This window comes from Autumnicola edwardsiae, from assembly GCF_031846505.1.
GTDB classification, from domain to species: domain Bacteria; phylum Bacteroidota; class Bacteroidia; order Flavobacteriales; family Flavobacteriaceae; genus Autumnicola; species Autumnicola edwardsiae.
Genome location: NZ_JAVRHP010000249.1, coordinates 1 through 1,140, shown reverse-complemented (window position 1 = coordinate 1,140; position 1,140 = coordinate 1). Strand labels below are relative to the sequence as shown.

1 protein-coding gene is annotated in these 1,140 nt (G+C 41.5%); it reads left to right on the top strand.

The genetic code is table 11. From position 1 onward, the window contains the following. On the top strand, positions 1-1,140 hold a 1,140-nt coding region (locus RM529_RS17445), incomplete at both ends, for a site-specific integrase (RefSeq protein ID WP_311486012.1).

Below are 1,140 nucleotides of genomic sequence, written 5' to 3'. Positions count from 1 at the left end.
AGTATGGCCAAAGCAAAAGATGATTTTGCACCCATTTATGCCCGTATCACGGTCGATGGAAAACGTGCCGAGATCAGTTTAAAACGATTTACATCGGTTACCTATTGGGATACCCGTTCCAAGAGGGCAAATTCGAGAACTTCTGAGGGTAAAGCCCTCAACGTCTATTTAGATCAGGTCTATTCCGATTTACTGGAATGCCACAAACAGCTTCTGGGCGAATCCAAATACGTTACCGCCCAAGCTATCAAAGCCCGTTACCTTGGGGAAGATGAACAGCACAAAACGCTGCTTCAACTGGTTTCCTACCATAATAAGAATATGGTTTCGGTACTCAAGCCCGGCACATTGAAAAATTATTTCACTACGGAACGCTATATAAAACGGTATCTGAAGCACAAACTAAAGACCAATGACGTTTTCCTGAAACAACTGTCCTATAAATTCATCATTGATTTTGAACAGTTCTTACGTAACGGAAAATCCATAAACCGTTCCCAGCCTCTAAAGAACAACGGGGTTATGAAACATTTGGAACGGTTGAAAAAGATGATGAACCTTGCCCTTCGGTTGGAATGGATCGAGAAGGATCCTTTTGTAAGGTTCTCGCTAAAGTTTACAAAGCATCAACGGGCATTTTTATCGCAATCTGAACTTGAAGTTCTGGAATCCGGTCAGCTTTCAAAAGGGATGCACCAAAAAACGAGGGACGTTTTTGTTTTTGCCTGTTATACGGGACTGTCCTATATCGATGTAAAGTTGCTCAGCGATGACCATATTGTACGTGGCATCGATGGGGATTATTGGATATTCACAAAAAGGGAAAAGAACGATGAAGCTGTAAAAATACCGCTTTTGGATAAAGCCCTTGACATCCTGAAAAAGTATGACCAGGGAACTGAAAACAAAAGCGAAAAATTGCTGCCGGTATTTTCCAATCAGAAAATAAATAAATATCTGAAGGAAGTAGCTGCTATCCTAAAAATAAATAAGAAGCTCACGTTCCACGCGGCAAGGCATACGTTTGCCACTACTGTTACGCTTTCCAATGGCGTGCCCATTGAGACCGTTTCAAAATTACTCGGTCATACGAAGCTTTCCACAACGCAAATTTACGCTAGGGTTATCGAACAAAAAGTA